Genomic DNA, 26486 nt, shown 5'->3' on the forward strand with positions numbered 1-26486 from the left:
GGTCTACGAGAATCTGCTTGAAATTAACGAAGCTTAATAGATCCGCCATCTACCATGATAGTCTGGCCCGTAATATAATCGGAATCTTCACTCGCTAGGAATACCGCAACACGACCAATATCACTTTCCAGTTCACCCAATCTTCTCAAAGGAATTTTTGAAATCATGTTTTGGTAATACTCAGGGTTTGCTTCTGCCCATTCAATCATGCCAGGGGAATTAGCAATTGGAGCAATGATGTTTACGTTGATTCCAAATGGACCAAATTCATTAGCGGCTACCCGGGTAATTCCACGGATGGCTTCTTTTGCAGCAGCATATGTTCCTTGATTGGTATCACCGTTGAGGCCAGCACCCGATGCAAAGTTAATAATTTTACCTTGAGTTTCTTTTAAATAGGGTAGTGCTGCTTGCATGAAATAGAAGGTTGGATAGAAGCCTGTATCAAAAGATAAATCGAAATCAGCCTGTGTAGTTTCTTCGATAGATTTCATTCTGGATGCGTGGGCATTGTTTACTAAAATATCTATTTTTCCGAATTTATCAGCTACTTGTTTAACAAGGTGAGCTATTTTATCGTGTTCCTTGAGGTTCGCTTGAATAAAGATAGATTCAGGTTGATATTCTTGTAATTCTTTAATTGTTTCTTTGCCGGTTTCTTCATTGAGGTCAATAATAGCTACCTTAGCGCCTTCTTTAACAAAAGCCAGGGCCATCCCTTTACCAATGCCGCCTGCTCCACCAGTAATAATAGCTACTTTTCCTGCAAGTCTGCTCATGTTGTGATCTCCTTTTTGTGAAAAAATGTAGTATCTAACTCTTATTCGAGGTAAGGTGTAATTGTTACTTCGACTATATATTACCCAAAATAGTAGCTATATTTACCATGAAGTAGAAACGGCATCATTTCCCAAGATGAATATAGAGGGGGATGATGAATGTTTCAGCAGCTGATGACGCCTATTCCAGCTCTTATGTACATGTTGAGCGATTGAATTAAGCGGCGCACCAATTGATGAGCAATTGATGATTCATGTGTCGCACCAAGTGATGCTGCAAGTGATGCAATAAGTGAAATATTTATAGAGTAATTAGGGAATTTCTCCCTGAAATTCAGAGATTTCTGTTCATCAGACTTATAATTAGGGAAAACTTACCTGATTTTTCAGTAGATTTAGTAACTAATTAAGAAATCCCCCTAATTATTAGGGAGTTTTTCCCTGATTTCGTGCATTTAGAGCGAATATCGGCTATTTTCAGGGAGTTTTTCCCTAATTAGTTTAAACCCTACCGCAAGCCGTACGAAAATCACACCTAGCAAGTCGCCCACCGCCCACTGCCTACGCCCACCGCCCACTGCCTACGCCCACCGCCCACTGCCTACGCCCACCGCCTACGCTCACCGCCTACGCTCACCGCCTACGCCCACCGCCTACGCTCACCGCCGCTCACCGCCCCACCGCCTATCGCCCACCGCCCAACCGCCCAACCCAATATCATAGAACACTACGCGTGGTGTCATATGGCACAGTAAAATCCATTACTTTTCTTTTCAATTCCATTCCATAAAAAAGAAGCTGCCCCCAAGTAGAGTTCACTACTTTTGAGACAGCCTCTTACGAATAATTATAAGGGAAACCCCATCGAGATGACCGCACCGCCATTTCTGCGGTTGCCTGCGCTGATCTGACCTCCACAACGCTCGATGATTGCGCGGGAAATAGCCAGTCCAAGTCCGGATTCTCCGTCTTTTCCTTTTACAAACCGATGGAAGAGATAGGGGAGCAGATCGTCCGAAATTCCAGGACCATCGTCACTTACGGATATCAGGGACCGGCCCTCCTTGACCGAAACATGGATATAGATATGTTGGTTAGCGTAACGTGTGGCATTCGATACTACATTAAGAAGCGCCTGTAGCAGCTTATCCCTATCCGCGCGGATCGTAAGAGAATCTTGATGATCGTGGGAGATATGGAGGGTTAATTCTTTTTTCATCAATAGAGGGTTCATTCTTTCGATGGTTTCTGTCAGTAGATCTTTTAAACAAATTTCCGTAGGCTTGAATATATCTTCCTCGCTGTCCAGCTTCGCAAGTAAAGTCATTTCGGACACGAGCTTCTTCAAGCGGCTGCTTTCGCTCATGATAATGTCTAGCCCTTTTACTACATTCTCACCTTCAAAAACACCATCCTTAATCCCTTCAGCGTAGCCGGAAATGGACATTAAGGGGGTTTTTAATTCATGAGACGCATTCTGGAAAAATTGTTTCTGCACATGGTTGAAACGATTTAATTCATCTGCCATGTCATATACCGATTGAGCGACGGATCCAAGCTCTCCACCAGCTTTAATTAATTTAACATCTGAGAAGCGGCGTTCTTTGACTTTGCAGAGTTCTTGTTGCAGCCTCATTAGAGGTTGAATCAGCTTCTTGGTGATAAATAGGCCAAATAGGAACATAAATGCTCCCGCTGCACTGAAAACGATCAGCAGTCTTTTGAGCAAAGCTTGTTCAATAGCAGTGACTGCGCTCATAGGGGTTAGTAAAGTTAGCGTGCCTATAGGTGTAGCCTTCACTTCAGTAATATACCGTGTATCTGTTCCATTCCAAATGTTCTGGAGCTCAGTGGCTTGGCCTGTGACACTCTTGGCATCGTAGTTTATTGCAATTGAACTCATCTCTGATGATGTGGACAAGACTTTTCCTGTTTCATCGCTAAGAATGGCTTCGACGCCTGCAGTGCTTAGAGAAGGTATGGTCACGGGCAGAGCTTCCAGCTGAGTGCCAATCTCCCCGATGTATTTACTTTCTTCAGTCAATGTAGCTGACATCGCCGCACCAATGGTTCTTAAATCCTCTTTTTGTGTTCCGACAAAATGGTTGAGTAGTACAAAATGGATCACGACAGCAGTAATAGATAGTAGCAATACCAATGCAATACTAAAGGCTAAATTAATCTGATGTGCTAGTTTCATTCGTATGCTCACCCCCATCTGTTCTCATGCGGTATCCGTGCCCCCATACTGCCTCAATGGGCAAATGCTCCAGTTTTTTGCGCATCCGTTTAATTAGATGATCCACGGCGCGATCACTTCCAAAATAATCGTCTCCCCACACATAGCTCAGCAGCTCATCTCTTGTAAATGCCCGGTTAGGGGCATCCGCGAATACTTTTAGCATGGTGAATTCCTTGCTGGTCAAGTCCACCTCTTCACCACACCAGAATACACGTCTTTCTTCCGGCAATAGTAGAAGCTGGTCGATTTCAAGACGGGTGGAAGTGGCCTGACTGTGCAACTTTTCGGCCTGATTACTCAGTTTGTACCAGCGTTGAAGCTGCCGTTTGATCCGGGCGACTAACTCACGAGGACTGAACGGCTTGACTAGATAATCGTCACTGCCAAGCTCCAATCCTAATATTTTATCCACTTCATTATCTCTTGCGGAGATCATAATAATCGGTACTTCGGCTTCGTTACGAATCCTTTTACAGAACTCATAACCATCCATGCCGGGGAGCATAACATCAAGTACCCACATATCCGGGGGGCTTGTCTGCCACAAGGTCCATGCTTCCTCAGCGCTGCCAAGGCCGATGGTGTGGTAATTTTCTTTTTGTAAATAAGCTTCAACAAGATTGCGTATATGTTCATCATCGTCGACTACGGCAATGAGGTATGGATTATTCATTTCGGGTTACCTCCAGATTATTCTCCTACAAGTATATCAATCCAGAGGTGGGTAGGGGTGGCTGCCATCGTTTTTCCACAAATTAACCAATGTTCTGCCACACCCCTTTTGTAAGCTTGGTCTTGTAAGATCATTCGAATCGACGAGGAGTGTTGTATTTATGAATCAACAGATGTTATTTAAAAAGTTAGCGCTGTCCGCCCTGCTAGTGTCCGCCGTTGCTGCACCGTCTGCAACGAACGCAGCAAGTGGAGCACAAGACGGAAACACGAAAACAACGGCCGCAGCGGTGGTTACTGCTGCCTCTAAAGGAACAATTGCCACTAAAGTGACCACTATTGATTGGGTAGATCCCCTGGAGTTGGCTAAGACCTACGCACCTAATACCCAAGAAGACTGGAAGAACACCTTGGATCAGTATTATAAGGTTGCTGGATTTAGTGTAACCGGAGTTGCCGAGCTTGTGCCTGCGGAACTGGTGGAGGGAGTTCAATTATCAAAAGAAATACTATCCACCGAAGCTCTACCTGCGGGATATATTGAAGCTGGTCGTAACCTTGAAGTAGTACCTGTAGTCGATGATATGAAGGTAGATAGCAATATTACTACTTCAATTAAAGCTGTAGACGCGACTTCAATTGCTATTTCCATTCCAGATCTTAGCGACGCGGATAAAGCTTTTTTCAAAGCCCAAGATGATCTGAATAGTGCCGCTAAATCCAAAGATGCGATTGTGATCAAGGAAGCTTTAGCTAATCTGTTGGATCAATATAAAGAGAAGATCAAGGAGCTTGAAACAGCCAAATAACGGCGATTAGCGAGGCTTGATACAGAATAGAGATACTGAAAAGGGTAAAGATAAAAGACACCTCGCGGGGTGTCTTTTTTGTATGCATATCAATCTTCACGCTTTGCCTTTGGCCCTTACTTGCTTCCGCCAGTTCACACCGATCACCCCGGCGATGATCATCACTGTACCAGTCCAATGGTACCATTCCAGTTGCTCATTCAGCAGAAGTACACCACCGAGAATAGAGACAACTGTTGAAAGACTGCCGAAAATGCTCACGCGTGAAGCTTCCATCCGTGATAAAGCATAGTTGGAGAGGAAGGAGGTCACGAGGGAGGAGAGTACGCCGAGATAGAGCATGGAGAATATAAATTTGGGCTCTTGAAAGGGTGTGAAATACTGATCCAAGGTTCCTGCCGAACCATGCTTAATGATCGCCAGTCCATTAAAAAATATAAATCCGAACAAAGTAATCATATAGGTAAGTTCTTTGGGACTCCAGGTAAGTGTCAGCTTCCGAGCCGCAACATTATAACCGGCAAGGGATAAAGCTGAGATTAGGATGAGCAAGACGCCCCAAAGACTAGAAGAAGAGATACTCAAACCTGGAATGGCAAAGATAAGAATAATGCCTGCAACTGAGATTAATGTAGAGATCTTTTGGAAGCTGCTCGTGGTTTCCTTTAAGAACATCGCCGCCAAAAGGATGGTGAAGATGGGCATTGTTGCCTGAATAATACCCGCTACAGCGGAGGTTGTATACAGAAGTCCATACGCTTGAAGGGTGAAATACAACGCTGGATACATTAAAGCCAGTGGGATGATCACTGCGGCCTTGGATATTCCAAACTTCACCCGCCCCCACCCTGGAAAAGTAAATAAAGAAGCGGCAAGGAAAGATAACGTGAAGCGATGAGCTAGCGTATCAAAAGGATCCGAGACGGTTAGGGCCATTTTTACAAATATAAAGGAAAACCCGACAATAATAGCATTCAAGACAGCTGCTGCTATCGCTTTTTGAGTAGAAGATGTATTCATTAGTAAAGACCTCCAAAGTGTTGCGCGCATTTAGGTACCGGTCCTGTTCTGCTCTTTATTCTAAGGCTAGAGTAGCTGTGCTACAATGTAATTATTATTCATCTGTACCGGTACAGAATAAGCTTGGAGGAAGGTGAAAGGGATGTATAAGTATTCGGAGTTAATCAACGAGCTGGAATTGCAAATCGCCGAGGATACGTATCGTGAGGGGGATAAATTACCGTCTATCCGGGAGTTGTCCTTACGTTATGGATGTAGTAAAAGTACGGTTATTCGCGCGTTGCAGGATCTTCAGGACAAACATTTAATCTATGCCGCCTCAAAAAGTGGTTATTATGTCATGAAACGAAGCGGACAGCGAAAAGACGAAGGTGCACATTGGATCGATTTTACGGTGTCTGCACCCGACCCGGATATTTTTCCGTATCTGGATTTCCAACATTGTATTAATAAAGCGATTGATATGTATCGCAATGACTTGTTCATCTATGGAACGCCGCAGGGGCTTCCTTCTCTTATTCGTGAAATGCAGCGCCATCTGGCTTCTTATCAGGTATTTGCCAATCCGGATCAGATTTTTATTACCTCAGGTGTGCAGCAGGCGCTTGGCGTATTGACCCGAATTCCTTTTCCGAATGGCAGGCAGCGAGTGCTGATTGAGCAGCCGGGTTACCCGTTGTTTATGGAATATCTGAAGACGTATGGCATTGAGACAGAGGGGATAAAGCGTTCGGATGCTGGGATTGACTTGAATGAATTAGAGCGGTTATTTAAGACAGGCCAGTTCAAGTTCTTTTATACCGTCCCGCGATTTCATAATCCGCTTGGCGTCTCCTATACCCGTACCCAGAAGAAGGCGATTGCTCAGCTAGCAGCTAAATACGATGTATACATCGTTGAGGATGACTACATGGCGGACTTGGAGCAGGATGCAAAAGAGGATCCGATCTACGCTTATGACGATGCTTCCCATGTGATCTATTTAAAAAGCTTTTCCAAAATTATATTTCCGGGCCTGCGTGTCGGTGTCGCTGTACTGCCAGAGGTCCTGTGTGACTCTTTTAACCGATTCAAAAGACTGATGGATATAGATAGCTCTATGCTGTCTCAGGCTGCCCTGGAGTTGTATCTGAAAAGCGGAATGTTCGAGCGCCACCGAAAAAAGATGCGTTCCTGCTACGAAAAAAGATCCGCGCTGCTCCATGAATCGATTATGAGAGAGTTAGATACAGCGACAGCACAGCATTATTCCTACCATCCAACCGGCCAGCTTGGTGTGCATACGTATCTGAAGCTTAGTGACAGCGTAAAGACAGAACAGATGATCAAACGTCTGCAAAAAAAGTTCATTCGCATCGAAATGGCGGACAGCGGGTATCTGCCCTCTTTTAATAAAGAGAAGATTCTAAAGCTTAATGTATCCAGTGTAAAAGAGCCGGATATTCGCTCTGGCATTGAACAGGTAATGCAAGAAATACGCTGAGAGCGCAGCAATAAATGAGTGGATAATAATGGTCGAAATGCTGGGAGCCATCTATAATAAAAGGTCAGTAATCCCTGGTTTCTCTATAAATATCCGAACACATTTTCTGGTGCAATCTTCGGCCGAGTCATGCGGACCTAGATGACGTTATTTGCTAGTTTTTAGCCTTTGGAGCAGAGTTTCGGACCCCAGCGCCGCTATTCAAGTAGAAAGTGATCATATTGAGTGGTGTTCACGCTAACAACTGCTGTGGGGTCCGATAGCACTCTAAAAGTGGGAAAAAGCCGCTTTAAGGTCAGCTGTATCCGATATCGAATTGGCTAAGTGCAAATTACCAAGATGCTTTATCCATCTTTGCTTGGGTAGCGAGTATCAGCAACAAGCAAATTGAAAGCTGTCGTTCCTTTCGGTACAATCCATTCCAACATCGTATGATTCCATCAAAAAGGGTGATCACTTGCGTAAAGATACGAAAACCATCGGCGAGGTGGCTAAGCTGCTGGGCACAACCATTAAAACCGTTCGTTATTATGACGATATCGATCTATTGAAACCATCCAGCCACAGCGAAGGCGGGCACCGTTTATATACTCCTGAAGATATTTCCCGCCTGCGGCTGATCACAACGTTACGTTATTTGGACTTCGGCATTGACGAGATTCGCCAAGTTATCGCTGGAGAAATCCAGCTCACTACAGCACTCAACTGGCAGATTGAAGCTTTGGAGACCCAGGTCAGTACGCTGACCAATATGATTTCGATTCTGCGCCAAGCCCAAGAGCATGTCTCAACAGGTGATTCCATGGATTACATGAATGAGCTGGTGGACTCTTTGTCCATGAATGCTGATAAGCGAACCCAGTTCATCTCCAGTAAAATAGAAGAAATACAGCCGCTCGGTCAATTGCCGTCCGAATGGCGGGATACCTTTTTATATTTGTTCAATAAATATATTATGAATGAAGTCAAAGTGACAGCCGCGCAAACCGTAGCTTGGAACCAACTACAAGCACTTATGAACGATACACAGTACATGGAGGAGCTTGTCCGATTTGAGCTGCCTTTTTTCAATATGGTTAGACATCCCCGCGTTCCCGCTGCGGTTTGGATTCGGACGCTGGAGAATATCCGAATTCGGGTGGAAGCAGCCTTGCAACAAAAACTATCAGCAGACAGCGCTGTTGTACAGGCAATTGTTGAAGATTTTGTGATGATGTATGCAGGTCCAGATCAGTTCCGCGATAAAGCTGCCTTTTTCCGCCAATATGCTCATTTGATGCAAACTGCTGCTACCGAACGGATAGAACGCTTTAATAAACTATGCTTGCTCCTCAATCCCAAATGGGATGTTATTGTGAGAGGCAACGCCTTGCTGATGGAAGGGCTAGAATGGAAGCTTGCGCAGGAGAATTCTCATTCCGCACCTTGTTGAAGTGTATACTTCGGATGGTCTCCCAGGTTGTTATTCAAATATTGCAAGGGCTGTCCTTTTAAATAATGGTCAAAAAAATCCAGCGTATACTCATTAATCAGCTCATGTGTTCCGCGCACATCTACATCTTCCATCCATTCAAACAAGGGGGTAAGCAGATATAGATCTGAGAAGCTCATGTGCTTGCTGTGTTTGAAGGTCAGCCAATAGTTCCCGCCTGCAGTTACTGGCTCATACCGTGCGAATAGCTCATTATAGTAGGCTGTAATCTCTTTCCTATCCGTCCCTAGTGCGGCGATTTCAGCATCGCTGGTTTGGTCTACTCCTTTTAAGGTGTCATCGGCACTCATGAGCAGAAAAGGTTTCTTCAAGCCGTCTGCAGGAATCCGCTTTTCACCGTAAAGCACCCCATCCATATCAATGCCTGCTTGAATTCTTTGATCCTCTATCAGCATCTGCACCGTTGTGGCTCCCCCAAAGGAATGACCGAACATGCCCATATGTTCAAGATCGATCCGGCCTGTAAACAGACCACTAGGATCGTCCGCAGATAAGGCCTCCATTTGATCCAGCACATACTTAGTATCTTCTACCCAGATTTCATTACGCCGATCCATAAAAGAATACTTCATTTGCTCATAGCCTGTTTTTCCTTCTGAATCAAACTTCACCACAGACTTGTCTGGAAATACCGAAGCTACGCTGCTATAAGCATGTTCAATCCCTACGACAATATAGCCGTGGCTTGCCAATTGCTCGACTTGAAAGGTGTTCTGATTTTTGTAGCCCATAAATCCATGCGAGAAAAGAAGCACCGGATATTTAGTTTCCGTATCTGCCAAACCGGCATTCGCAATAGCGTGGGTGTTGGCCAGTTTTAATCCTGAGAATAAAAACTCCGGCAATTGTAAAAATTCATGTAGTCCTTCTACATACGGAGTCGGATCAGATAAATATGGCGCTGGGCTCCCTGTAGCCTCCGAACTTGCTGGATACCAGATTTGCACCATTAATTCACGGGAGTCACCGGATGTTTCCGTGAACTTTTCTTCCCGTGCAGAATCGGTCCAATGGTAGGTGACGGTTCCTATCTTGTAAGGACCTGTGGGCTCCGCAAAAGAAAATACAGGGAACAGGAGGGGCAAAGCAATGGAAATGGCAGCATAAACCGCCCCAACTCCAGTCAGCACTAGTGTTTTCCAACGCCGTTGCGGTTTTCTTGCTGCCTTTGCTGCGGATCGGAAGAAAAGTCTTGTTCCGCCCACGATTGCCCACAGTGTGATCAGATACACTGGAATCATCGGCCACCGCAACCCTTCCACGAATGCATGGATAAGCAGTAAAGCAGTAGAAATCCCGCCGCCGATCAGCCACCCGCGCTGTGTTTTGGGCCGTCCTAAGGTTAGCCAACCCAACAACAATACATTAAATAAGACAAGTGTGATTTCAAGTAATCTCATAATCTATAATCCTCCTTGGTTTTCTTTTCTGGCTGCTGTACTGAATCCAAGTATAAAACCTCCTGTTAGGGGAGAATCAATTGCTCGCTGTGACTTCACTATATTTAGAGGATTATTTAAGATTTATAACAAGAAAAAAAAGAGACCGGGTTCGGTCTCTTTTAGTTATTTCTCGATAGGAGGTATGAATTAATTCGCAAAAAAGTTCGGCAGGAACTCTTTATTAGCTTCCAGCATTTCGTCCAGCATCCGAATCGCTACGTCCACGGACGGAACAAGCGGGTGATGTGCGAGCGCCTGAAGGGCAAGGGCGCGATCTCCGGTTACAGCGGCGTCAATCGCCAGCTGTTCATAGGTTTTGACAGCATGAATGAGTCCTTTAGCCATGGTTGGAATTTTGGTCAGTGGCAGAGGTAGCGGGCCGTTTTTGGTGACCACGCAGTTCACTTCAATGCTGGCGTCATCTGGCAGGAAGTCCAATATGCCGCGGTTAGCGACATTTAGGGTCTGAATGTCGTTTGATCCGTTATGGAGCGATCTCATGAGATTAACAGCTGCTTCTGAGTAAAAAGCACCGCCGCGCTGTTCCAGCTGCTTCGGCTTCTCGCTTAGCTCTAGATTGCCATAAAGCTCGAAGAGCTCTTCTTCTACACGTTTGACGACTTCAGCACGGTTAATGCCTTGTTTATGGGATTCCATCTGCTCTTCGAGCATGGCATCGGTCATATAGAAATATTTTAAATAGTATGAGGGCAGTGCATGAAGGGATTGCAGGAATTCCGGGTTCCATTCTCTTGCCGGTACGTTCTTAGCGCTGTAGCTGGTTGTATCTGCAAGCATATCATCCAGCTTGTCTTCACCTTCAACATCGATACGAGTAATCCAGTGCAAGTGGTTGAGGCCCACAAATTCGGCATATACGCGGTCTGCTGCTACATTATATTTGGCAGAGACTTGCTTGATCAGGCCGATAGGTGCGTTGCACAGGCCAATACTTTTAACCTTAGAATATTTCAGAACGGCTTCGGTGACCATCCCAGCAGGGTTAGTGAAATTGAGCAGCCATGCGTTGGGAGCCAGTTCCTCGATATCACGGCATACATCCAGAATAACAGGGATGGTGCGCAGTGCTTTCATCATTCCCCCAGGACCTGTTGTTTCTTGGCCAATAACGCCATATTTGAGCGGAATCGACTCATCACGGGCACGGGCATCAAGCATGCCGACACGCATCTGGGTGCTGACGAAGTCGGCGCCTTCGATAGCTTTACGGCGGTCTGTTGTCAGATGAACCTCAATCGGAAGGCCGGATTTATCCACCATACGTTTTGCCAAATTACCTACAATATTCAGCTTGCGAAGACCAGGCTCAATATCTACAAGCCATAATTCGCGCACGGGAAGTTCTTTATAGTGAAGAATGAATCCCTCTACTAATTCTGGGGTATACGAAGAACCTCCACCGATAACTGCAATCTTTAATCCTTGGTTAGCTGCCAAGATTAATCACTCCTGTCTTGTAGTTTGTTTGATCGATTCATAATCCTGAAATTTCCGCATTTTGTCATATACTTCACTACTAAGGACCAATCCATCTTGATCCATAGCTGACCATACTGCACCGACTACAGGCTCTGTGGCAAGGGTAACCACGGTTGCCTGAGGGGCTACAGCATGTACAGCTTTCTCGATAGGCTGGCGAATCCAACCGCGATCCCCTCGGGTTAGCAGACTTCCTGCCAGCACCACATCGAAGGTCTCCTGCTCCATGCCTAGCTTGTGAATGATAGCTGCAGCAGACTTACCTAGTTCAACCCCTTGCCGATGTAAAATCTCCAACGCTACGGCATCGCCTTCAGCTGCTGCTTCAAAGAGCAGGCGAGCAACATTTACAGGGACTTTTTTCCAATGATCGAGGAAATCGTGAAACATATGCCCAACTTCCTCATAACCTAGCATTTGTAGCAGTAAGCCTGTTAAGAGGGTGGGCTGTTCCCGGCCGTCCCAAGCTCGGATAACGGAACGAAACACCTCAATATTGAGTGCGCCACCTCCGCCAAAATCACCGTACATATAGTCAAAGCCGCCGCATTGATAATGCTCTCCCTGCAGGTTTCTGCCTGCTGAATTGGTGCCGGTGCCGCAGATGAGCGCGACTCCATATGGGCGATTCGTTCCGGCGCGTAGACCGATCATAGTGTCACAGTTAATGGTGTATTTGGTGAATCCTATCTGGCGTATCATCGGATGGAGAATAGCGTAGTCGGCCTCGCGATCAGCACCGGCAAGTCCGAGATAGGTATGCTGGATGTCTTCCAACCGGAGTCCGGCTTCAGCCAGTGCCCCGAATGTGGCCTCTTGAATACTGTTGGCGGCCTCAAGGGCGCCTGTCTGGTGGTTGCCGTTACCGCTCTTGCCTTTACCAAGAACATTGCCATGTTCATCGCTTAGCAGAGCATAGGTTTTCGTGCCTCCCCCATCGATCCCCAAGTAGTAAGTCAATGGTCGTCACTCCTAGTGTATAAAATTTAATCTACTCAGCTCCGGTAGACTCACGTACGATAAGTTCCGGATCAATCCGCATCCCGGCTCCGCGTTTCATCTTTCCAGAGATGCGTTTGAGCAGCATATCCGCGGCTGCCAGCCCGATTTTATCCGCAGGCTGACGTATTGTTGTCAGATGTGGATGAAGCTGTGAAGCAATATAATGATCGTCATAGCCGACCACTGCCACCTCTTCGGGTACCTGAATACCCGCTTCCATCAGGGCATTGATGACTCCTAGCGCGATATTGTCATCCCCGGCGAATACGGCGGTGGGCAGCTTTCCTTCCTTCAGCCAACGTTTGCAGGTATCGTATCCCATCCCAATATCGAAATCACCTGGTACGATCTCAAAGGGGGCCAGCCCTTGTTCCTGAAGCGCCTGTAGGAATCCACTGCGCCGCTCCCGCGTACTCCGAAACATTTCCTGACCGCAGAGATGAGCGATTGAAGTATGTCCCAGCTCCAGCAGATGACGCGTAGCTGCATATCCCCCCTTGAAGTTGTCGATCGTGATGGAGTAGGTATCATTTTCGGGCTTCTGATTATCTATCAGCACATAAGGGATACCCCGCCGTTTTAACTCCACAATATAATTGTCCTCTTCCATCGGAGAGAGCAGAATTAAACCGTCTACACGATCCTCCTGAATTAAATAATGGCTGTCATCCGATTCGATGCCTGTTGAGATGGATATCGCTAAAAAATAACCATGCATCGCTAATATTTCATTCAGCTCTTTGACCACTGCGTCAAAAAAGGAATCTTGCAGGGTAGTGACAATAATACCGATAATTCCCGTCTTACCGCTTGCCAGACTGCGTGCTGCAGCATTAGGGCGGTAATCCAGCTCTTTAATTGCCTCCAGCACTTTTTGGCGATTATTCTCGCGCACCGATTCGGCCCCATTTAACACCCGGGATACGGTTACAACGGATAATCCGGATTTTTTGGCTACATCAAAAATACTCACTTTCATCTTTAATTCTCCTCACGGCAGATTTTCCGATCCTGTTTTCTACTTCCAGTATACAGGGTTGGCAGACTGTCCGCTAAACGTATGATTTCACGCAGGTATACCGTCCCTAAAGGGGCGGTATACCTGCCAAACAGTTATCGCTGAATGATCTCTGTAACTTTCTTCTGAATCGTCGCCATCACCTCTTCAACCGTCTTATGTCCAGTTTCTACTGGCTGCAATTCATTAATGAACATGTCATTAATTTGCGAGTAGTTGGTAATTAAGTGGTTGTAGGATTCGAAGCCGTAGTTAACAGCACCCTCGTAGACATTTTTGATATCCTGTGGATCGATACCTTCAAAATGTTTATAGTAAGCTTCTGCAGCTTCGGTGTTGACTGGTGGGTTACCGCCACTAAGCTCAATGGATTTCTCCTGTACATCGCTTGTGATCAGGTATTTGATCCATTCAAAAGCTTCCTTCGGATGTTTGGAGTCCTTCAAGATCAGCAGCGGATCGACATAAAGGGTGCTGCGTACCTTATCATTGCCTCCCCAAGGCACAGCGGCAACGCCAATTTTGAAGGGGAAGTCATTTGCGCCTGCAAGGTTCCATGAGCCTCCGATAGACATGCCGATTTTACCAGCAACAAAGGGATCACCGTTCTGTCCAGCTACGCTTTTGCTCCATTCGGAAGAAGGAGAGACTTTATCCTTAAAGACAAGATCAAAAAGCTTATTGTAGGCAGCGATCACTTCAGGGGAGTCAAAATAAGTCTCGGAAGGTACGCCGCCATTAGTCCATGTATCCTCTGAGTAAGGCTCCGCTCCAAAATATAACGGCCGCATATCGCGTTCGGACCAAGTGAAGTCTACGCCATATTGAGTTTTGGCGATATCATCGGATACAAGCGTCATTTGTTTAGCTTCGTCGACCATTTTTTCAAACGTCCAGCTCTTATCTTCATAATCGCTTGTTGGATAAGTCAGTTTGGCAGCATCAAACATGTCTTTGTTATAGAGCATCAAGGTGACATACATATTGACCGGGATGCCGTAAGTGTGATCTTTAACCTTGTAGATGCTCATCAGATTCTCTGGGATGCTATAATCCTCTGCCTTGAAACCATCCTCTTTCATAAGGTCGGTCATATCGAGCAACATACCCTTATTGTAGTATTCTGCGAAACCTCCATACCCCCAGTGACTTGTCACGTCGGGCGATTTGCCGCCGGCAATTAGCGTTTGCAACTTGCTGTCGAACTGCTCATATGGCGCTTTTTCCACTTTCACTTTAATATTCGGATGCTGCTTCTCGAAGTCAGGGATTAATTTTTCGACAAATGTGCGGTCTTCTGAATCTATTGTGTAATGGGTAATCGTTACCGTTTCTGCTTTGCCTCCAGAATTAGTAGAGCCACCGTTTCCTTCAGATAGGGCGTTACCCGCCGATTTGCCGCCGCTACAGCCTGATAAGGCTAGAACAACGAGCATGGTTGCTGCAAGTAAAAGCGCAATACTTTTCCTGTTCTTGTTCATTAGCTAAACCCTCCATGATTTCAAGTATATTTGGCCGCCGGATGGCGGATTATTACTTAATCCCTGTAAGTACAATCCCTTCGACGAACTGTTTCTGGGCTACAGCAAACAGCGTAACGATTGGGACCATAGCTAGAACCGAAGCAACCATCAGCAGATGCCAAGGTGGAATGCGGAACCTCGATGAGGTGAGAGAAGCCATCCCGACGGGTAGCGTGAACTTATCTGATGAGCTTAAGTAAAGCACTGGCGTAAGCAGATCATTCCAGTTGTAGATAAAAGCAAAGATAGCTACGGTTGCAAGTGCAGGTTTGGAGAGTGGGATTGCTATGGTAGCCCACATTCGTATTTCGCCACAGCCATCAATGCGTCCGGCATCAAACAGCTCTTCAGGCAATGTAGAGAAGAATTGGCGCAGCAGAAAAATATTATAGGCTGAACCGAAGAAAGCAGGCACGATCAAGGGTAAAAAGGTATCGATCCAGTTCATTTGCGAAAAGAGTACAAATTGCGGAATCATAATGGCTGGATAGGGTAACATCATGGTGCTCAGCAGCAGGATGAACCACACCTGATTACCTGTACCTCTGAATCTGGCGAATCCATAGGCGACTAGCGCCGAAGAAATCAAGGTTCCCACAACACTAAAGCCGGCGATAATCAGACTGTTTTTATAAAGTGTACCGAACTGCAGGGTATCAAATATTTCTGTGTAATTGCTCCACTGCCAGCTCTCCGGAAGAAAGGTGGGTGGGAACTTCAGCATCTCGCGTTTGGACTTAAGTGAAGTGGAGACCATGAAGAACAAAGGAAGCAGCATCAGAAATGTTGTAACTACTAGAGTAATAAAGCTGAAAATCTTAACAGGCTCCGCTTTCCGGCGGCGTTTTGTTCCTTTAGTCCGGGGGCTTAGCGCTCTGACTGTACTCATTTGCGTCCGCCTCCTTCATAGTGAACATAACGGTTAGACAATTTCATAATTAGTGCGGTGCACAGCATAACTACGATAAGGAGCACCCATGCCAAGGCTGAGGAATAACCGGCACGATATTCTTTGAAAGCACTGGTGTAGAGATTATAGACATAGAACCAGGTAGAGTAATTCGGCCCCCCTTGAGTCATGACAAAAGCTTGGGTAAAGACTTGGAAGGAATCGATCAGTCCCATAATTAGTTGGAAGAGCAGCACGGGAGAGATCATCGGTAAGGTAATGTTCAGGAAGATTCTGAAGCGCCCAGCACCGTCAAGGTTAGCGGCTTCGATCAAGCTTGCCGGTACGCCTTGCAGACCTGCGAGGAATAAAATCATTCCTGAGCCTGCTGTCCAGAAAGTCATGATAATCAAGGCATATAGCGCAGTGTCTGGGTTCATCAGCCAAGCCGGTCCATGAATACCGAACCAGGAAAGGATGTAATTGAAGAGCCCGATCTGCGGGTTGAAGATCCAGTACCACAGCAGGGACATGGCCACGCCGGATACCATGCTTGGAAAATACATTGCTGTTCTGAAAAAGCCGCGCAGAGGAATGGTCTGGTGGAGCAATAGCGCAAAGCCAAGACCGAGCGCAAGCTGGATAGGTACACCGATGAAGGTATATCTCAGCGTGACAACCACCGATTTCCAGAACAGGTCATTGTGAAACATCTCTGTGTAGTTAGCGAGCCCGATAAATTTAGGTGGGTGTATGATGTCATAATCAGTAAAGCTGAAGTAAAGCGATGATAAGATAGGATAAAGGGCGAATACTAGGAAGCCGATAATCCAAGGAGAAATGAACAGATACATGTAGAACGTCTGCCGCCTGTTCTCGCGATTGATCATGACACACCAACCTCTCGTTTTAAAAGTATAAGCGCTTTAACTTTTAATCAAACTAACACTATTAATTAGCAATAATACTAGGCGCCTAGAGATTAAAGTTTAATCGCTTTAACTTTTTGATTCGCTTTAATAAGCTTATCATAGAGGATGATCACTAAATAATCAACACTTATTTTAACTATAAAAGCGCTATCAGTTATTAAACGTAACATGTATTCTGCTATTTTTGTGAAAAATGGACCTAGAACAAGATTTGAGAGATTATTGTGTTAACTATTATAACGCAATATTATTATTTTTTGATTGATATTTCTCATGCTATGATTAGGTTTGGTCATATTTTGTTAGAAATGAGGAAACTGAATGACGACTAGACCTTACTTAAAAATGATCCAGCATTCTGTTACAGCCTCAGGGATTAGCTTTGAGGAAATTACACCAAATTTCGTATATAGAGCGACAGATGGAGTGAAATCATTTGTGATGGTAGACGCTGAGATCGGACTAAACAACAGTGCTTCTACGATTATTGCCATGAGTAAATCTCTAACTTATGATGTTTTGCATAAGGCGAATATCCCAGCCGTAGAACATATTTATTTGCCGCATCCTGACTCCAAATTTAGCAATTTGAATCCTTATCCATTGGCTGAGCGTTATTTCCAAGCGCGCAATGGGGAGGTAGTTATGAAGCAGGATAACGGGGCGCAGGGAAAGCATGTGTACAAAATCAATGAGATAGCCGATCTGCACGAAAAGCTCGATTTATTATTTTCTTTACAGCTTAATGGGGCAATAGGTCCTTATTATGAAGCGGAGATTGAGTATAGAATTGTAACCTTTAATCATCAGGCGCGTGTATTCCTTGGCAAAAAAAGAGTTCGTTCGTGGAAGCATAATTTGATTAACGGGGCTGTTACGATTGAGGTGAAAGATCAGGCCAAACAAGAGGCGCTGGCGGAGCTTGCCTCCCGGACCTCTAAAGCGCTGGGCCTTGATTTCTGCTCAGTAGATATCTTAGAGACAAATCAAGGCTTGATGGTGATTGAGGTCAACCATAAGGTGATGTTAGATGAATATTGCAAGCAAAATCCAAGTGAAGTACCTGGCCTCTCAGACCTTTACAGGGAAGTTATTCTTCAGCGTATGAATCAGTTATAAGCCGATATTCAGCAGCGATTGCCCGAATAATCTTTTGGCATTTCCGATTAGAGTTTGCGTACCCACGATTACAATAATCTCCGAAGGTGATTGTTCTTTAAGATACGTAAGAGCATCCTCTAAACAAGGGAATTCGGAACTTTTTTTGAGAAAACTTTTGGCGATTAGCAGGGCATCCGTAGGGAAAAATAGATGGCTTATATCGGGTTTGGTTACGATTAGTTGATCCGAGACTGTGCTCATGACTTCGATGACCCCTGTGTAATCTTTATCCTTAGGGACACCGATGATGGATGTGACGGTACGGCTGCGCTCAGGATTCACTAATTGAATAAGTTCAGCCAGATAGCTTGCAGAATCTCTATGAATAGCTCCGTCAATAATCGTCAGCGGGTCATGATAGATAACTTCACAACGCCCCGGCCATTGTAATTGTTCAAAACAGTGGTGTACGATCTCCTGATCCAAGGGTCCCCCTGTAATCTCTTCACAAAGTGACACTGCGCTAGCAGCATTGACCGCTTGAAACTGTCCCAATAGCGGGAGGGTCAAGGATGGATAAATGGCTTGCTTCGTCCGGACATCAAAAGTAGTCCCGATAGAAGTGGTTGTGATAGATTCAGCTAAAAACTGTTCTTCATAATATTGCACAGGGTTGGAGGAGAGGTTGTCCTTCATGATCGCAAGAACTCCCGATTTCTGTTTGCTAACATAGACATTTGTTGTGTTGTTTTTGACAATCCCCAGCTTGTGCAGTGTAATGCTGCTCAGATCAGGTCCCAAATGGGCTACATGCTCTTCCATAATTGGGGTAATGACAGCCCAGTCATTGCTCAGGACATTGGTGTCATCAAACCTTCCCCCTCTACCGCATTCAATCACATTGATATCTGTACCCTTCTCCTTAAAGTACAAAGCCGCAATAGCCAAAGCAACCCCAACCGGACCTTGATATTCGTCAGCAGCAAGCTGCTCCTCAATCTGGTGGAAGCCCCCGCGAATTACATTACCTAATCGTACAAAATCTTCGGTGGCTATTGCCTGCCCATTGACCCGGATTCTTTCGTTGAAATCCACCAGGTGAGGGGAGGTGAATAACCCCACTTTATATCCCAAGTGACTTAACAGAGAGGAGATAAATCTAGAGGTGGAGCCTTTACCTTTACTGCCTGTGACCAGTATGTATTTTTGATTACGATCCGGACTTCCAACTGCATCCAGTAATACTCTGGTTAACTCCGGTTTTCTAACTTCTTCATCCAAAGTTTGTGTAATGTTGTTAATGGCTCTTAGATAAGAGCTGTAGATCATATCTTCAACTTGGGATTGTGAAGTGAATTCCACGGAAATCCCTCCATTTAATTAATTTTGGCGCGTTCCTCAGATAGTGTTGTGTAGATGATAATCGGAAGTAACACAAGAGAAATGATGACGGTCAGAGCGATGCTCCAGTTCAAATCTTTATATAGCTGTACTATGGTGAACAACAAAGCGATAACAGGTAAGACCAGTTTGTTTAAGTGCTTTAGGAATAAGGAGTACATACTTCTTTTTACGGTAACTGATGTGCCGATGCTTGGAATTTCTAACTCGTTACGCGATAAGGCGGTGATTCCGATAAATAAGTGGCTGTCGATAAATTTAAGCTGCTCATTATCCGCATGAAGCTTGACCGACTGGGCAATATGCTCCGTATCGATGTCTAAGATGGGGATGGTGATTTGTTTTAAATTATAGGAGATCACGATCTGATCTGTTTCTTCCATGCCTAGCAGTTTTCTAACATTCGGATGAATTCTGCATAAATTCTGGTGCTCATCAAAAGGGTAAGGATGGCCCACTCTGAGGGTGAGCTCTCTTTTGCCAATAAAAAAGTTCCCTAATGCACTTAAGGGCCGTTGGATCAGTTGATTGATAAGTTTATGTATACCTGGCTTGGGTTGGGAACGCGTCCTAGCGCGAGTAATGATTAATGGGTCATGCCCCTCGGAATGGGTTTCAAGCAATAACATGATGTATCTGTTGAAGTAAAGGGTATTCGGTTTGGCTGTGCTATCTTCTCGTAAAGTTAGGTTTACCCGGAAGCCGTTTGTGGGATTGATTAGTTCCACTTGATTCGTATATTTACGGACGAGTGCTGGACAGGCTTTTACATAGGGTTTGGCAATCTCGTCCACTTTAGGAATTCCCCGAAGAACTGTGTCGTATTCTGGCTTCGTTATAGTTAATCCTGTAGTGAGGCAGTCCCCGAGCTTGTCCTTTGCCCGCTTGGATAATTGGATTGTACCTCTTGGCACCTCATCTGCCGATAAAATTAAACAGCTGACTTTCACACCATTCTCTGCTGTAAGATCAACGAAGATATGCTGGACTAAACCTAATTCCTTTAACTCTTCAGAGTTCATTGTGATTTCTTCACGAGGTTGAAGGCTTTGTTTGTCTAGAATAGTAAAGGTTTGCTCGATAATAATGTCAGACACCGCCCAATAGTTTAATGATTTGTTCAAGGGAATGAATGGTTTTTTGGAATAAATCAAACGCATTCGGGTTACGATAATTTCGATTAATTTCAATTTGAATACTTTGAACTAACAATTCCTTAGCACAATATGAAGTAATCGTTCCAGGATGGGAAGCGGAAAATGTATGATTTTGTCGAACTTTGGTAATACCATTATTGTTAAAGATGCCTATGACGTCATTTAAATTATTCTCTCGTATAGAGGTTCCGTACAGTGTCCCTAGGTCAATATCAAACTCCCGAAGTTTGGAAGCCCCGTGCAGATCGATCACAAACTGAATGCGATGTTCTTTGACAAGCGCTCGTAGCGCAGCCTTATATTCTCCACCTAAGATGTAATTTGGGTCTTCTTTGGAGAAGCTATTCGAATAAATACAGTAGCAATTTGTGAGCTTTTGTAACAAGAGGGCAAGGGAGCCTGTATACATGTCAGCTGGTTTTACAGCATGTTCTCGAAAATGGTTAATGGCATGTGGAGCTGAGACAAGTACAGGAAGGGAGCCTTCTACAATCGAGTAGGAGGGATCTACCCCGATATCGCCAAAATAATTATTATTGGAGAATTGTAGCTCATACTGTTCGATCAGAGATAAAATATGCAATCACCTATTCATAGTTATTTAATGGGTCGTTAACCATTAGTATGTCCTAAGCATTCACCATTCATGAATAAGGATGAATCTATTATAACGCTTGCAAGGTTTGCCGTGGGCAGTTTTTCCATAAAATGATTCTAAAAGATTAGCTATTGAAAAGTTCAAAATGGTGTGCTAATATTTCAATTGAAAACGTTACCGATAAGGATACCGATAAGGATACCAAAAAGTAGGCTGGGGATTACTTAAGCAAATGAAAACGCTGACATAATTTTCACTGAGAGCATCGGAACGTCTTCATGCGAAGTAATCTAATAAAAAGTACGAGGGGGAAGAAGAATGAAGAATATCAAAAAATATTTAGGGCTCATGTTAGTAATGTCTATGGTTGTTGTCTTAGCGGCAGGATGTGGGAATAAAGAAAATAATTCTGCATCCAATGATGGAAACGCTACATCTGGTAAAAAAGGGTCAGTTTATTTCTTGAACTTCAAACCTGAGATTGCAGAAATATATGAAAAGATCGCTAAGGATTACGAAGCAGAAACAGGGGTTAAGGTAAAAGTCGTAACGGCTGCTGCGGGTACTTACGAAACTAAATTGAAATCCGAAATCTCCAAGTCTGAAGCGCCAACTATTTTCCAAATTAACGGACCTGTTGGTTTTCAATCCTGGAAAGATTACACCTTGGATTTGAAAGATACTAAGCTTTACAGCTATCTGTCCGACAAAAGCTTGGCTGTAACTGAAGGTGAAGGCGTGTATGGTATCCCTTACGTAGTTGAAGGATACGGCATCATCTACAACGACGCAATTATGAAGAAATACTTCGCTTTGGCTGATAAAGCGGTATCGATCTCCACCACAACTGAGATCAATAACTTCGATACTTTGAAGGCAGTAGTAGAAGATATGACGGCTAAAAAAGACCAACTGGGCATTAAAGGTGTATTCGCCTCCACTTCCCTCGCTGCTGGCGAGCAATGGAGATGGCAGACTCACCTTGCAAACTTGCCGTTGTACTATGAATTCAAAGACAATACTGAGTTTGACAACACCGTTCTTGCGGGTCTAGCTTCTAAAGAAGTTGAATTCAAATACAACGATAAATTTAAAAATATTTTCGATCTGTACATCAAGAACTCTGTAACTAAAGAATCCTTGCTGGGTAGTAAATCCGTAGCTGACTCCATGGCTGAATTTGCACTAGGTAACGCAGCAATGGTTCAAAACGGTAACTGGGCTTGGTCACAAATCAACGATGTTGACGGTAACGTAGTTAAAGCTGAAGAAATCAAATTCTTGCCTGTTTACACCGGTATGGAAGGCGAAGAAAAACAAGGTCTGGCTGTAGGTACAGAAAACTATTTCGCAATCAACAGCAAAGTATCTGCTGAGAACCAACAAGCTTCTATCGCTTTCTTGGAATGGTTGTTCTCCAGTGAAAAAGGTAAAGCTTATGTAACTAACGATCTAGGTTTCATCGCTCCATTCAATACCTTTGAAGACAGCGAAAAACCAGCAGATCCACTTGCTAAAGAAGTATCTGCTTGGATGGAAAAAGATCTTACTTCTGTAGCTTGGACATTCGCAGCATTCCCAAGTGAAGAATTCAAAAACGTCTTTGGTGATGCCCTCTTGCAATACGCTCAAGGAAACAAAACTTGGGATGAAGTTGTAACCATCTTCAAGGACACTTGGAAGGCTGAAAAAGCAAAATAATAAATGCATGGAAAGATGCTTGAATAACTCTCAGTTGTCATACAGATAAAAGCTTAGTGCCACTGGGCTCCCTCGGGATTCAGTGGCACTAAGCAACAATTTGAGTGGATCTTGCTACGTTTCATCATTTTCCATACTGAGATAGGAGAAGACTCCATGGAAAAATCGATAAAAAAATATTTTGCTCTTTTTGCATTACCGACCATAATAGCCTTTGGAATTGCATTTGTGATCCCTTTTCTTTTGGGTATATATTTGTCTTTTACAGAGTTTACTACAGTCAATGATGCAACATGGATAGGGTTTGGCAATTACGCTAAAGCTTTTTCGAATCAAGAGTTTCTAAATGCATTAGGTTTTACCGTTAAATTCACAGTTTTATCTGTTCTTACTATTAATGTGTTCGCCTTCATCTTGGCGATGTTGTTAACTAGAAAGCTAAAAGGTACCAACGTATTTAGAACGATCTTCTTTATGCCTAACTTGATAGGCGGTATCGTATTAGGATACATCTGGCAGTTGATTTTTAATGGGATTTTGTACAAATTTGGTGTCACTTTGACCTCTGATGCAACGTACGGATTTTGGGGACTAATCGTTCTTATGAATTGGCAATTGATAGGGTACATGATGATTATCTATGTTGCAGGTATTCAGAATGTTCCTAAAGATATAGTAGAAGCCGCAAGAATTGATGGAGCTTCACGTTCTAAGATTTTGCGTAATGTGACTATTCCACTCGTAATGCCGTCCATTACTATTTGTTTATTCTTAACCTTATCCAATTCATTTAAATTGTTTGACCAGAACTTAGCATTAACCGCTGGTGCTCCGTCTAAGCAGACCTCCATGTTAGCACTGGACATCTACAATACATTCTACGGAAAATCAGGATGGGAAGGTGTCGGTCAAGCGAAAGCCGTCGTATTCTTTGCTTTAGTAGCCTTAATCGCCTTAATACAACTTGTCATTACTAGAAGAAAGGAGGTTGAGAACTAATGCAAAAGACTAGAGCAAAAGATTACTCCATATTCACCATTTTGTTGGTCTTGGCCATTGCGTTCTTATCTCCTATTTTTATTGTTCTGATGAACTCCTTCAAGGGTAAGTTCTACATTAGTGATACGCCGTTTTTATTCCCTAATGAGACTACATTTGTTGGTTTAAAGAACTATACTAGTGGTGTAGCAAAGATTGATTTTTTCAGTGCCTTCGGAATGTCCTTGTTTATCACGGTATGCTCGGTGGCTGTGATCGTGTTATTTACTTCCATGACTGCATGGTACATTACCCGGGTGAAGTCCAAATTCACAGGCATGATGTATTATGCATTTGTATTCTCGATGATCGTGCCTTTCCAAATGGTTATGTTCACAATGACTAAGACCGCAAACGTGCTGCATCTCGACAATCCGATTGGGATTATCTTAATCTATTTAGGGTTTGGATCAGGGCTGTCTGTGTTTATGTTTAGCGGATTTGTGAAGTCTATCCCGCTTGAAGTTGAAGAAGCGGTAATGATTGATGGCTGTAATCCACCTCAGGCCTTCTTTAAAGTGGTATTGCCCATCCTGAAACCTATTGCTGTAACTGTAGCTATCCTTAATGTAATGTGGGTATGGAACGACTTCCTATTGCCAGACCTGCTGATTGGTACAGAGTATAAAACGATTCCTATTGCGATCCAGTACCTAAAAGGTGGATACGGATCGATTGACATGGGAGCTATGATGGCGATGCTGGTCTTAGCTATTGTGCCAATCATCATTTTCTACCTGACTTGTCAAAAGTACATCATCGAAGGTGTCGTTGCAGGTGCGGTTAAGGGTTAAGCTTGATCTACCTCGTTAAATAAATTAATATTCATGTAAGAAGCGAGTAGGGTGTTTTTCTTGATGGGTGACCATCAGGAATCCCCTGCTTTCTTATTTTGACTATGAAGTTGAATAAGGATTAAGGAGTTTGATAGATACTAACAAGTAAAGGATAGATAGAAATGGAGAGACTGACTATTATAGACATCGCCAAATTATGCGGTGTTGGCGTGACTACTGTTTCAAGGGCTATTAACAATCATCCGGATATTAATGAAGAAACAAAAGCGATGGTTATGAGGGTTATCAAAGAAAATCATTATGTTCCGAACAACAGTGCAAGAAATTTAAAACGTTCTGATTCGAAAACGATTGCAGTATTGATTAAAGGGATATCCAATCCATTTTTTAGCCCGATGATCAAAGTGTTCGAAAAAGAGATTCAACGCAAGAAATACTCCTTCATCCTACAACGAGTTGATGAGAATCAAGATGAGATCGAAGTGGCGATTGAGCTGGAGAAAGAAAAACGGTTGAAGGGAATTGTCTTCTTAGGGGGGTTATTCTCACACTCTCAAGAGAAATTACAGCAATTAACGGTTCCATTTGTCCTTAGTACGATTGGGATGACGGAAGAGTTTGATTTGAGCGACTATTCCTCTGTATCTGTAGATGACTTTAATGAGAGTTATAAAATTGTCGACTATCTATGTAATCTAGGGCATGAGAAAATCGCGGTCATTACTGCACCAGAAGAAGATGTAAGTATCGGTAAGTTGAGATATGAAGGGTATAAAAAGGCTTTAGCTGATCATGGAATCGCTTATAATGAACGGCTAGTGCGGCGGATGAAAGAAGATATCGACAGTTACAGTATGGAAAATGGGTATGCGGTTACAAAAGAATTGCTAGAGTTAGGAGAAGAGTTCAGCGCTATTTTCACCTTATCAGATAGTATGGCTATCGGCGCCTGTAAGGCGATATTTGAAGCGGGCAAGCGAGTCCCGGAAGATTACTCGGTTGCTGGTTATGACGGATTGGATATTTCCTTCTATTATAATCCTTCTATTACTACCATCAAACAGCCGGTAGTAGAGATTGCGGAAGCGACGATTAAGATTCTTTTTGATCTCATCAATAAGAAGGTTAATCATGCGCATCAGATTTTCCCGGCAGAATTAATAGTTAGAGAATCTACGAGGTCTTTATTGTAGTTTCAACAAGTGAGTATGTTTAAGTTTATTTACGAATCGGGGTGGGGAGATAGAACCGCAAGAGATTAAACCTAACGATATCAACAGCATCACACGGTTTCTCACCGCATTTGGTGATCCTACTCGGATTCGGATTGTTACGTTATTAGGGAATAAAGGTCGGCTGAATGTTGGGGAAATTGCAGGTGAATTCGAAATAAGCAGGCCAGCGATTTCACATCATCTCAAAATCCTACGGGATGCCCGCATTGTTGACCATAAAAAGAGAGGCCAGGAAGTCTATTACTGGCTGGCGCGTGAACGGCTAGCAACAAACTTTAGGGCGCTTGCTGATTTGGCAACGTCGTTTAATCATGGGGACTAAGCCATCTCAAGGGAATGGTTCAGTCCCATTTTAGGATAACCAGGCATTTACCATACCCGAGACGGGTTTATAGATAAATATCATCCATCCCAGTGGGTTAGAGAACGAAATATGTAACGCATTAATAAGACTGAAGAAAGTTCCCAGCAACAGAAGAAATGAGAAAATCCACATCTCCTTGATTAATTTTTTCCTCCACATCAGGGGAACTTCAATGGCTGCTATAATGGCTACAACTATGAGAATCACTACTATACCCAATATTCACAACCTCCCAAACCATCTAGTTTCGTGATATTAAGTCTTTGCTCAGTGCTCTTCTGAACATTACTG

General features: G+C 43.9%; 24 protein-coding genes. 9 read left to right on the top strand and 15 right to left on the bottom strand.

From position 1 onward, the window contains the following. Positions 1-23 precede the first annotated feature (23 nt). From NYE35_RS01175 to NYE35_RS01185, 3 genes are all read right to left on the bottom strand, one after another. Entirely contained in the window at positions 24-779 is a 756-nt protein-coding gene (locus tag NYE35_RS01175) for an SDR family NAD(P)-dependent oxidoreductase (RefSeq protein ID WP_038568170.1), read from the bottom strand. A gap of 847 nt (positions 780-1626) precedes the next feature. Continuing rightward, a complete protein-coding gene (locus NYE35_RS01180) occupies positions 1627-2979 on the bottom strand; it encodes a sensor histidine kinase (protein WP_341119906.1) in 1353 nt (450 codons plus the stop codon). Further along, positions 2957-3694, bottom strand: coding sequence for a response regulator transcription factor (locus NYE35_RS01185; RefSeq protein WP_038568175.1), 738 nt, complete (start codon positions 3692-3694; stop codon positions 2957-2959). The genes NYE35_RS01180 and NYE35_RS01185 overlap by 23 nt, the downstream gene beginning before the upstream one ends. Positions 3695-3854: 160 nt before the next feature. Here NYE35_RS01185 and NYE35_RS01190 point away from each other — a divergent pair, with 160 nt between their 5' ends. Next, positions 3855-4502, top strand: coding sequence for a hypothetical protein (locus NYE35_RS01190; RefSeq protein WP_341119907.1), 648 nt, complete (start codon positions 3855-3857; stop codon positions 4500-4502). A gap of 96 nt (positions 4503-4598) precedes the next feature. Here NYE35_RS01190 and NYE35_RS01195 read toward each other — a convergent pair whose 3' ends face one another. Further along, a complete protein-coding gene (locus NYE35_RS01195; protein ID WP_341119908.1) occupies positions 4599-5522 on the bottom strand; it encodes a DMT family transporter in 924 nt (307 codons plus the stop codon). Between the two features lie 142 nt (positions 5523-5664). Here NYE35_RS01195 and NYE35_RS01200 point away from each other — a divergent pair, with 142 nt between their 5' ends. After that, on the top strand, positions 5665-7005 hold the full coding sequence (locus NYE35_RS01200; protein WP_094902862.1) for an aminotransferase-like domain-containing protein: 1341 nt from the start codon (positions 5665-5667) through the stop codon (positions 7003-7005). 457 nt (positions 7006-7462) lie between these two features. Continuing rightward, positions 7463-8437: a MerR family transcriptional regulator gene (locus NYE35_RS01205; RefSeq protein ID WP_254924616.1), complete on the top strand. Its 975-nt coding sequence runs from the start codon at positions 7463-7465 to the stop codon at positions 8435-8437. On the opposite strand, the gene NYE35_RS01210 is transcribed toward NYE35_RS01205, so the two are convergent. From NYE35_RS01210 to NYE35_RS01240, 7 genes are all read right to left on the bottom strand, one after another. After that, positions 8419-9897, bottom strand: a complete 1479-nt coding sequence (locus NYE35_RS01210) for an alpha/beta hydrolase (RefSeq protein WP_094902866.1) — start codon at positions 9895-9897, stop codon at positions 8419-8421. The genes NYE35_RS01205 and NYE35_RS01210 overlap by 19 nt on opposite strands. A 189-nt stretch (positions 9898-10086) precedes the next feature. Next, positions 10087-11397, bottom strand: a complete 1311-nt coding sequence (locus tag NYE35_RS01215) for a 6-phospho-beta-glucosidase (protein ID WP_094902868.1) — start codon at positions 11395-11397, stop codon at positions 10087-10089. Positions 11398-11403: 6 nt separating this feature from the next. Continuing rightward, positions 11404-12399, bottom strand: coding sequence for an N-acetylglucosamine kinase (locus NYE35_RS01220; protein ID WP_094902870.1), 996 nt, complete (start codon positions 12397-12399; stop codon positions 11404-11406). Positions 12400-12430: 31 nt separating this feature from the next. Further along, positions 12431-13420, bottom strand: coding sequence for a LacI family DNA-binding transcriptional regulator (locus NYE35_RS01225; RefSeq protein WP_036687224.1), 990 nt, complete (start codon positions 13418-13420; stop codon positions 12431-12433). 134 nt (positions 13421-13554) lie between these two features. After that, positions 13555-14940: an ABC transporter substrate-binding protein gene (locus NYE35_RS01230; RefSeq protein ID WP_076101125.1), complete on the bottom strand. Its 1386-nt coding sequence runs from the start codon at positions 14938-14940 to the stop codon at positions 13555-13557. A 52-nt stretch (positions 14941-14992) separates the two neighbouring features. Next, entirely contained in the window at positions 14993-15871 is an 879-nt protein-coding gene (locus tag NYE35_RS01235; RefSeq protein WP_038568194.1) for a carbohydrate ABC transporter permease, read from the bottom strand. Beyond that, on the bottom strand, positions 15868-16761 hold the full coding sequence (locus NYE35_RS01240) for a carbohydrate ABC transporter permease (RefSeq protein ID WP_036687229.1): 894 nt from the start codon (positions 16759-16761) through the stop codon (positions 15868-15870). The genes NYE35_RS01235 and NYE35_RS01240 overlap by 4 nt, the downstream gene beginning before the upstream one ends. A 363-nt stretch (positions 16762-17124) precedes the next feature. On the opposite strand from NYE35_RS01240, the gene NYE35_RS01245 reads away from it, so the two are divergent. After that, positions 17125-17922: an ATP-grasp domain-containing protein gene (locus tag NYE35_RS01245; protein WP_076107309.1), complete on the top strand. Its 798-nt coding sequence runs from the start codon at positions 17125-17127 to the stop codon at positions 17920-17922. On the opposite strand, the gene NYE35_RS01250 is transcribed toward NYE35_RS01245, so the two are convergent. The 3 genes from NYE35_RS01250 to NYE35_RS01260 all read right to left on the bottom strand — a co-directional run bounded on the left by NYE35_RS01250 (position 17917) and on the right by NYE35_RS01260 (position 21045). Further along, positions 17917-19266, bottom strand: a complete 1350-nt coding sequence (locus NYE35_RS01250; RefSeq protein WP_076107311.1) for a bifunctional folylpolyglutamate synthase/dihydrofolate synthase — start codon at positions 19264-19266, stop codon at positions 17917-17919. The two genes, NYE35_RS01245 and NYE35_RS01250, sit on opposite strands and share 6 nt — an antisense overlap. A gap of 14 nt (positions 19267-19280) precedes the next feature. Then, the gene (locus NYE35_RS01255; protein ID WP_076107313.1) at positions 19281-20327 is read right to left on the bottom strand and encodes a hypothetical protein; all 1047 of its coding nucleotides are present in this window, start codon (positions 20325-20327) and stop codon (positions 19281-19283) included. Between the two features lie 67 nt (positions 20328-20394). Continuing rightward, on the bottom strand, positions 20395-21045 hold the full coding sequence (locus NYE35_RS01260; RefSeq protein WP_076101130.1) for an N-formylglutamate amidohydrolase: 651 nt from the start codon (positions 21043-21045) through the stop codon (positions 20395-20397). A gap of 333 nt (positions 21046-21378) precedes the next feature. On the opposite strand from NYE35_RS01260, the gene NYE35_RS01265 reads away from it, so the two are divergent. The 5 genes from NYE35_RS01265 to NYE35_RS31355 all read left to right on the top strand — a co-directional run bounded on the left by NYE35_RS01265 (position 21379) and on the right by NYE35_RS31355 (position 26153). Continuing rightward, a complete protein-coding gene (locus NYE35_RS01265; protein WP_036687237.1) occupies positions 21379-22761 on the top strand; it encodes an ABC transporter substrate-binding protein in 1383 nt (460 codons plus the stop codon). Positions 22762-22917: 156 nt separating this feature from the next. Next, the gene (locus tag NYE35_RS01270) at positions 22918-23760 is read left to right on the top strand and encodes a carbohydrate ABC transporter permease (RefSeq protein WP_036687240.1); all 843 of its coding nucleotides are present in this window, start codon (positions 22918-22920) and stop codon (positions 23758-23760) included. After that, positions 23760-24593 (top strand): carbohydrate ABC transporter permease, encoded by an 834-nt coding sequence (locus NYE35_RS01275; RefSeq protein WP_036687243.1) that lies wholly within the window; start codon positions 23760-23762, stop codon positions 24591-24593. Before NYE35_RS01270 ends, NYE35_RS01275 begins: the two co-directional genes overlap by 1 nt. A gap of 164 nt (positions 24594-24757) precedes the next feature. Continuing rightward, positions 24758-25789, top strand: a complete 1032-nt coding sequence (locus NYE35_RS01280) for a LacI family DNA-binding transcriptional regulator (RefSeq protein WP_076107316.1) — start codon at positions 24758-24760, stop codon at positions 25787-25789. An 88-nt stretch (positions 25790-25877) separates the two neighbouring features. Beyond that, positions 25878-26153, top strand: coding sequence for an ArsR/SmtB family transcription factor (locus tag NYE35_RS31355; RefSeq protein ID WP_367946839.1), 276 nt, complete (start codon positions 25878-25880; stop codon positions 26151-26153). A gap of 30 nt (positions 26154-26183) precedes the next feature. On the opposite strand, the gene NYE35_RS01285 is transcribed toward NYE35_RS31355, so the two are convergent. After that, positions 26184-26414: a hypothetical protein gene (locus tag NYE35_RS01285; RefSeq protein ID WP_341119910.1), complete on the bottom strand. Its 231-nt coding sequence runs from the start codon at positions 26412-26414 to the stop codon at positions 26184-26186. Between the last annotated feature and the right edge of the window lie 72 nt (positions 26415-26486).

It is taken from the genome of Paenibacillus sp. FSL L8-0494, from assembly GCF_038003695.1.
Classification (GTDB): Bacteria; Bacillota; Bacilli; order Paenibacillales; family Paenibacillaceae; genus Paenibacillus_AQ; species Paenibacillus_AQ odorifer.

Bases quoted from the DNA above. Each gene is read 5' to 3' on its own strand.
- NYE35_RS01175 (WP_038568170.1), bottom strand. From the start codon at position 779: ATGAGCAGACTTGCAGGAAAAGTAGCTATTATTACTGGTGGAGCAGGC.
- NYE35_RS01180 (WP_341119906.1), bottom strand. From the start codon at position 2,979: ATGAAACTAGCACATCAGATTAATTTAGCCTTTAGTATTGCATTGGTA.
- NYE35_RS01185 (WP_038568175.1), bottom strand. From the start codon at position 3,694: ATGAATAATCCATACCTCATTGCCGTAGTCGACGATGATGAACATATA.
- NYE35_RS01190 (WP_341119907.1), top strand. From the start codon at position 3,855: ATGAATCAACAGATGTTATTTAAAAAGTTAGCGCTGTCCGCCCTGCTA.
- NYE35_RS01195 (WP_341119908.1), bottom strand. From the start codon at position 5,522: ATGAATACATCTTCTACTCAAAAAGCGATAGCAGCAGCTGTCTTGAAT.
- NYE35_RS01200 (WP_094902862.1), top strand. From the start codon at position 5,665: ATGTATAAGTATTCGGAGTTAATCAACGAGCTGGAATTGCAAATCGCC.
- NYE35_RS01210 (WP_094902866.1), bottom strand. From the start codon at position 9,897: ATGAGATTACTTGAAATCACACTTGTCTTATTTAATGTATTGTTGTTG.
- NYE35_RS01225 (WP_036687224.1), bottom strand. From the start codon at position 13,420: ATGAAAGTGAGTATTTTTGATGTAGCCAAAAAATCCGGATTATCCGTT.
- NYE35_RS01230 (WP_076101125.1), bottom strand. From the start codon at position 14,940: ATGAACAAGAACAGGAAAAGTATTGCGCTTTTACTTGCAGCAACCATG.
- NYE35_RS01235 (WP_038568194.1), bottom strand. From the start codon at position 15,871: ATGAGTACAGTCAGAGCGCTAAGCCCCCGGACTAAAGGAACAAAACGC.
- NYE35_RS01240 (WP_036687229.1), bottom strand. From the start codon at position 16,761: ATGATCAATCGCGAGAACAGGCGGCAGACGTTCTACATGTATCTGTTC.
- NYE35_RS01245 (WP_076107309.1), top strand. From the start codon at position 17,125: ATGACGACTAGACCTTACTTAAAAATGATCCAGCATTCTGTTACAGCC.
- NYE35_RS01255 (WP_076107313.1), bottom strand. From the start codon at position 20,327: ATGAACTCTGAAGAGTTAAAGGAATTAGGTTTAGTCCAGCATATCTTC.
- NYE35_RS01265 (WP_036687237.1), top strand. From the start codon at position 21,379: ATGAAGAATATCAAAAAATATTTAGGGCTCATGTTAGTAATGTCTATG.
- NYE35_RS01270 (WP_036687240.1), top strand. From the start codon at position 22,918: ATGGAAAAATCGATAAAAAAATATTTTGCTCTTTTTGCATTACCGACC.
- NYE35_RS01275 (WP_036687243.1), top strand. From the start codon at position 23,760: ATGCAAAAGACTAGAGCAAAAGATTACTCCATATTCACCATTTTGTTG.
- NYE35_RS01280 (WP_076107316.1), top strand. From the start codon at position 24,758: ATGGAGAGACTGACTATTATAGACATCGCCAAATTATGCGGTGTTGGC.